Origin of the sequence: Pseudomonas asplenii, assembly GCF_001293465.1 — a bacterium.
Taxonomy (GTDB): Bacteria; Pseudomonadota; Gammaproteobacteria; order Pseudomonadales; family Pseudomonadaceae; genus Aquipseudomonas; species Aquipseudomonas fuscovaginae_B.
This window is the reverse complement of the sequence record NZ_JSYZ01000037.1, coordinates 1-6,850: the sequence shown is the minus strand read 5'-3', so window position 1 is coordinate 6,850 and position 6,850 is coordinate 1. Positions and strand designations below refer to the sequence as shown.

At 65.4% G+C, this 6,850-nt stretch carries 1 protein-coding gene; it reads right to left on the bottom strand.

Going from position 1 to position 6,850, the window contains the following annotated elements; translation table 11 throughout:
- Positions 1-6,850, bottom strand: a 6,850-nt coding sequence (locus tag PF66_RS30620) for a non-ribosomal peptide synthetase (protein ID WP_152973121.1), incomplete at both ends; no start/stop codon positions are given.

The following is a 6,850-nucleotide window of genomic DNA, read 5'->3' as shown; positions in this document are numbered from 1 at the left end:
ACTCCAGCGCGGTGTCGTTGAAGCCCACCAACAACTGCTCGCGCTCGTCGGCCGGCAGGATAGAAAGGCCGCCCAGTGGTGCCTCGGGCGCCTGTTCCAGGGCATCCACCAGACTCTCCAGCGCGGCCTGCATATATCCGCAGACCCGCCGTGCATCGATGCCGGCAACCGCCTGCACCGTCAGGCCGAAGCCCACACCGTCATCATCCACCGACAGGGTCAGCGGGTAGTTGGTACGCTCGGCCCCACCCTGGCTTTCGATACCCTGCCAGGCATCCAGAACCTGCTGGCTGGCTTCACCGCCACCATGCCGGTAGTTGAGCAAGGCGCTGAACAGCGGCATCGATGCCGGCACGCCACTGCAACGCTGGGCCAATGCGAGGGAAGCATGTTCATGACCGAGCAGCGCGGTCAACCGGCCATGGGCCGCCTTGAGGGCACTGTGGGCACCCTGCTCGCCCAGGTCCAGGCGCAGTGGCAAGGTGTTGATGAACATGCCCAGGGCCCGGTCGCTGCCCTCGCCGCCCTGCATCCGGCCCATCAGCACGGTACCGAACACCACTTTTTCGCGTTGACACAGACGGCCCAGCACCATGCCCCAGGCCAGGTGCGCCAGGCTCGCCGGGCTGACTCCCGCCTGGCGGGCTCGACCACGCAGGCGTCGAGACAGATCGGCACTCAGTCCCGCGTGAGCCTCGGCGATCGCCTGTCCATCGCCCCTGACCTCTTGCCGCTCGAACGGCAGGGTCGGTTCGTCGACATCGCCGAGCATCTCGCGGAAGAAGCTTTCATGGGCCTGCTGGCTCACGCCCAGTCGTGCCTGAGCCACATAGTTGCGATACGGCACGGCCGGCGCCAACGAGGTCGCCTGCCCACGCAGGAACGCCTGCATTTCCTGTTGCACCACCGCAAGGGTGGTGTGGTCGATGGCGATATGATGGAACCGCAGGACACCCAGCCAACGCCCGCTGGACGCCTCTTCGGTGACGGCCAGCTGCAGCAGCGGTGCCTGATGGAGATCGAGGCGGCAATGCGCCGGATCGAAGCGTTGCAGCAGTTGCGCCGAGAGTTCACCGTCGCGCGGATCGAGCCCGAGGGTCTCGACCTTCAGCCGGGCACGACGCCAGACCACCTGCAACGGCGTCTCCAGGCCCTCCCAGACGATCGATGTGCGCAGGACATCATGCCGTTCGATCACGCTCTGCAACGCCTGGACAAAGTCGTCCAGGCGACTGCGGCTGTCGAAGCGGAACTGCGATTGCAGCACATAGGGGTCCCCTTCACCGGCAGACAGGTGATGGAACAGAATGCCCTCCTGCAACGGTGCCAGCGGATAGATGTCCTGCACGTTTGGCGCACCGCCCGGCACCGTCGCCACCACCTGGTCGATCTGCGCCTGGGTCAGGCTGACCAGCGGTAACAGGTCTGGAGTGATGTGTTCACAAGGCTCGGGGATCCGGTTGGCCGGCACCGCGATGTCCGTGCCTTGACCCACTGCCGCCGCCAGCGCCGCCAGGGTCGGCTGGCCGAGCAGTGCCCGCACATCGGCACTCAGACCGGCCTTGCGCATCCGCTCGATCAGCGTGACCGCCAACAGCGAGTGGCCGCCGAGTTCGAAGAAGTTGTCGTGACGACCGACCCGGTCCAGGTGCAGCAGGTCGGCCCAGATAGCGGCCAGGCGCTCCTCGACCTTGCCCAGCGGCGCTTCGTACTCGCGGCTGGACACGGCGCCATCCGGTGTCGGCAGCGCCTTGCGATCCACCTTGCGGTTAGGCGTCAAGGGCAAGGCATCGAGTTGCATATAGGCCGTCGGAACCATGTACTCGGGCAATGCCGCTTGCAGATGCTCGCGCAGGCTCTGGATCGGCAGCACGGTTTCCGGCTGCTGCGGCGTGAAGTAGGCCACCAGGCGTTTGTCGCCCGGTTGATCCTCCCGTGCCACCACCACGCAGTCCCTGATCCCGGGATAGGTGGCCAGACGTGCCTCGATCTCGCCCAGTTCGATGCGGAAGCCACGGACTTTCACCTGGTCGTCGTTACGGCCCAGGTACTCGACCGTGCCGTCCGGCCGATAGCGCGCCAGGTCGCCGGTGCGGTACATGCGCCCATCGTGGAACGGATCGTCGAGGAAACGCTCGGCGGTCAGGTCCGGACGGTTCAGGTAGCCGCGTGCCACTTGCACACCGGCGATATACAGCTCGCCCGCCACGCCCAGCGGTACCGGCTGGCGGTTGTCGTCCAGCAGGTAGAGCCGCGTGTTGTCCATCGGTTTGCCGATCGGCACTGTCGCCGACAGGATGGCCGGTTCGCCCGGTGCATCGACGCGCGCGACACAGGCCCAGATGGTGGCTTCCGTGGGGCCGTAGAGGTTCCACAGTTCACGGCTGCGCGCCTGCAGCTCACAGGCCAGGTTGCGCGGCAGGGCTTCGCCGCCGCAAAAGATCCGCAGGTCCGGCTTGCCGGCCCAGCCACTGCTGACCAGCATTTGCCAGGTGGCCGGGGTGGCCTGCATCACGGTGATCCGCTGCTCGTCGAGCTGGCGTTGCAAGTGCAAGGCGTCCACGGTCGCCTCGCGGGAGGCCAGGACCACACAGGCCCCGCTGACCAGGGGCAGGTACAGTTCGAGCGCGGCGATGTCGAAGGAGATCGTGGTGACCGCCAGCAGGCGATCATCAGGCGAAAGCCCCGGTTCGCGCCCCATGCCGTGGAGGAAGTTGCCCAAGGCCCGGTGGCTGATCTGCACGCCTTTCGGCAGCCCGGTGGAGCCCGAGGTGTAGATCACGTAGGCCAGATGTTCAGGATGAAGGTCATGACGCAGTGGATTGATCTCGGGCTGCGCCAGGAAGCCTTCGTGCTCGGCCAGCCCGGGATCGAGCAACAACACCGGTACGCTACTGGTTGGCAGGATCGGCTGCAGGCTTTGCTGAGTGAGAATCGCCACCGGAGCGCTGTTTTCCAGCATATAGGTCAGGCGATCGAGCGGGAAATGCGGGTCCAGCGGCACATAGGCGGCGCCGGCCTTGAGAATGCCCAGCAGCCCCGCCAGCATGTCCACGCCGCGCTCGACACAGATCGCTACCCGATCATCGGGGCCAACACCCCATTCGATCAGGCGGTGGGCGATACGGTTGGCCTGGCGATTGAGTGCGTCATAGGTCAGGCTGCCGTTCTCGTCGACGACGGCGAGCGAATCGCCACAGGCCGCGACCCGGGCTTCGAACAACCCGTGCACGGTCTCGTCCCGAGGATAGTCGACCGCGGTCGCATTGAAGCCCTCCAGCAACAGCCGACGCTCATCGTCCGGCAACACCGACAACAGCGGCAACGGCACCTCGCTGGCCTGCTCCAGTGCCTCCACCAGACTGTGCAAGGCCTGGTGCATATAGGCGCAGATCCGCTTGGCCTCGATCACTGGAACGGTCTGGGCGGTCAACAGGAGATCTTCGCCCAGGTCGTCGACACTGAGGCTCAACGGATAGTTGGTGCGCTCCTCCGCGCTCAGGTATTGCATGCCATGCCAGGCTGCCCGCGTCTCGTCGGTCACGGCGTAATTGCTGTGGCGATAGTTGAGCAACGCGCTGAACAACGGCAGCGGCGCGCTGACGCCACTGCAACGTTGGGCCAGCGCCAGGGAGGCATGCTCATGCCCGAGCAACGCGGTCAGTTCGTCATGGGTCGCCTTGACGCCCTCGCGCACATTGCGCCCGCCCAGGACCACTCGCAGCGGCAAGGTGTTGATAAACATGCCCAAGGCGCGGTCGGCACCGTCGCCGCCCTCCATCCGGCCCATCAGCACCGTACCGAACACCACATCGTCGCGAGCCGAAACCCGACCCAGCACCTGGGCCCAAGCCAGGTGCACCAGGCTCGCCACACTCACCCCCGCCTGCCGGGCCTGGGCCCGCAAGCGTTGACCGAGGGCAACACCCACCGTCAGTTGGGCCTCCTCGATGCCCTGTCCATCACCCTGGACCTGCTGCAAGCCGAACGGCAAGGTCGGCTCCTCGATATCACCGAGACGTTCACGGAAGAATCGCTCATGATCTTGCTGGCTAACGCCCAGGCGGGCCTGGGCCACGTAGTTGCGATACGGCACCGGCGCACCCAGTTGCGCCTGCTGACCGAGCAGATAGGCCTGCATTTCATGGCTCACCACGTCCATCGCGGTGTGGTCCATCGCCAGGTGGTGGAACAACAGCAACGCCAGCCAGCGCCGGTTCGGCGCATCCCAGGCGTGGATCAAGCGCAGCATGGGCGCCTGACGAATATCGAGGTGATAATGTCGGGCGTCGAACCGCTGAAGCAGTTGGGTCGCCACATCGCCGGCCCGCAGGTCCGGCTCCAGGTTTTCGCGTATCAGCCGGGCCTCGCGCCAAACCACCTGTACCGGTTCGTCCAGGCCTTCCCAGACCAACGCGGTGCGCAGGATATCGTGACGACCGATCACGAACTCCCAGGCCCTGGCAAAATCGTCCAGACGCTCCTCACTGTCGAAGGCGAACTGTGCTTGCAGCAAGTAGGGGTCGCCCAGCTCCGCGCTGAGGTGGTGGTAGAGGATGCCTTCCTGCAATGGCGCCAGGGCATAGATGTCCTGAACATTGGCGACACCGCCCGGCACCGTGGCGACGATCCGATCGATGGCGTCCTGATCCAGGTTCGCCAGCGGCAGCAGGTCCGGCGTGATCCGTTCACAGCCCGGCGCAATCAGGTTGGCCGGCACCTGGATCTCGCGGCCACTGCCCACCGCCGCCGCCAGCGCGGCCAAGGTAGGCTGGCTGAACAGCACCCGCACATCGGTACTCAGACCTGCCTGGCGCATGCGCTCGATCAGCGTCACCGCCAGCAGCGAGTGACCGCCCAGTTCGAAGAAGTGGTCATGCCGACCGACCCGCTCGACCTTGAGCACGTCCGCCCAGATCGACGCCAGCCGATTTTCCACTTCACCTTGCGGTGCCTGGTATTCGCTGCAGGCCAGGGCGTCCGACTCCGGCATCGGCAGCAACTTGCGATCGACCTTGCCGTTCAGGTTCAGGGGCAATGCACTCAGTTGCACATAGGCGCCGGGTACCATGTACTCCGGCAACAGGCCTTGCAGGTAACTGCGCAGTTCTTCCGCCGTGGCCGGCTCGCCGGTCGCGGTGACATAGGCCACCAGGCGTTTGTCGCCGGGGACGTCCTCGCGGGCCAGCACGATGCATTCGCGGACCTGCGGATGAGTGCCCAGGCGCGCCTCGATTTCCCCCGGCTCGATGCGGAAACCGCGTATCTTCACTTGGTTATCGTTACGGCCCAGGCACTCCAGCAGGCCATCGGCCGACCAGCGCCCGAGGTCGCCGGTGCGATAGAGCAAGGCATCCGGCTCGGCGCTGAACGGGTCGGCAATGAATTTTTCGGCGCTCAGTTCGGCGCGGTTGAGGTAACCCAATGCCACACCCTTGCCGCCGATGCAGATTTCACCGCTGCACCCCTGGGGCACCAGTTGCTGGCGGGCATCGAGAACATAGACCTGGGTATTGCCGATGGGACGGCCGATCGGCACGCTGTCGGCGTCCTCGGCGACTTCGGTCACGTGATGGGTGGTGGCGTAGGTAGTGGTTTCGGTCGGTCCGTAGCAATGCACCAGGCGCAGCCGTGGCGCCAGCGCCAGTAACCGACGGAACGAGGCCGGGTCGCCGCGCTCACCACCGCACAGGAGGATCCGCAGGCCCTTGATCGCCTCGGGGATCAGTTGCACATACTGGTTGAACACCGCCGTGGTGACAAACAGCACCGTGGCCTGGGCGCTGACCAGCAACTCACCGAAGCGTGCCGGCTCCAACAGCGTTTCATGATCCACCACCAGCACCTGGCCGCCATTGAGCAAGGCACCCCAGACGTCCATGGTGCTGGCGTCGAAGGCCGGATTGGAAGCAAAGGCGATACGATCCCGGTCGTTGAAGTCGGCATAGCCGTTGTTGATCACCAGGCGGGTGATAGCCCGGTGCGGTACCAGCACGCCCTTGGGCACACCGGTGGAACCCGAGGTGTACATGATATAGGCCGGGCTTTCGCTGGACTGCGTAATCCCCAGGTCGTCACCGTCCAGGCGAGACAGGTCCAGACCGTCCAGTTCCACACGCTGCACGGCGGCAGCCAGCGACAGCCGATGACGCGTCAGCAGGACCCGTGCCTGGCTGTCCTCGATCATGAAGCCCTGGCGTTCGAGCGGTGCATTGATGTCCAGCGGCACATAGACCGCCGCGCACTTGAGTACCGCCAACTGGCTGACCAGCAGGTCGTGGGAGCGCTCCAGCAGAATCGCCACGCTGTCCCCCGGCTGCACGCCGAGGCCACGCAGATGGCGGGCCAGGCGATTGGCCCGGCTATTGAGCTCGGCATAGCTCAACGACACGCCGTCATGGATCGCCGCGCACGCCTCGGGACGAGCTCGAACCCGGGCTTCGAACAGACCCTGCACGGTCTGCGTCCGTGGGTAATCACGGCGACTGGCATTGAAGCCGACCAGCAGTTGCTCGCGCTCGGCATCGGGCAGGATCGACACCTGGGTCAATGGCAGGGCCGGCGTGTTTTCCAGCGCCTCGACCAGGCTTTGCAGAGCACAGTGCATGTAGCCACAGACCCGCTCGGCGCCGATCTGCGCCTCGGCCATGACCGCCAGGTTGAACGCCTCGCCCAAGTCATTCACCGACAGGGTCAGGGGGTAGTTGGTGCGTTCTTCGCTATCCAGCGTCTGGATACCTTCCCAGGCGGCCAACGCCTGGTCGGTCACGTTGATATCGATCTGCCGGTAATTGAGCAGCGAACTGAACAACGGCGTCGACGCGGCCACGCCGCTGCAACGCTGCGCCAG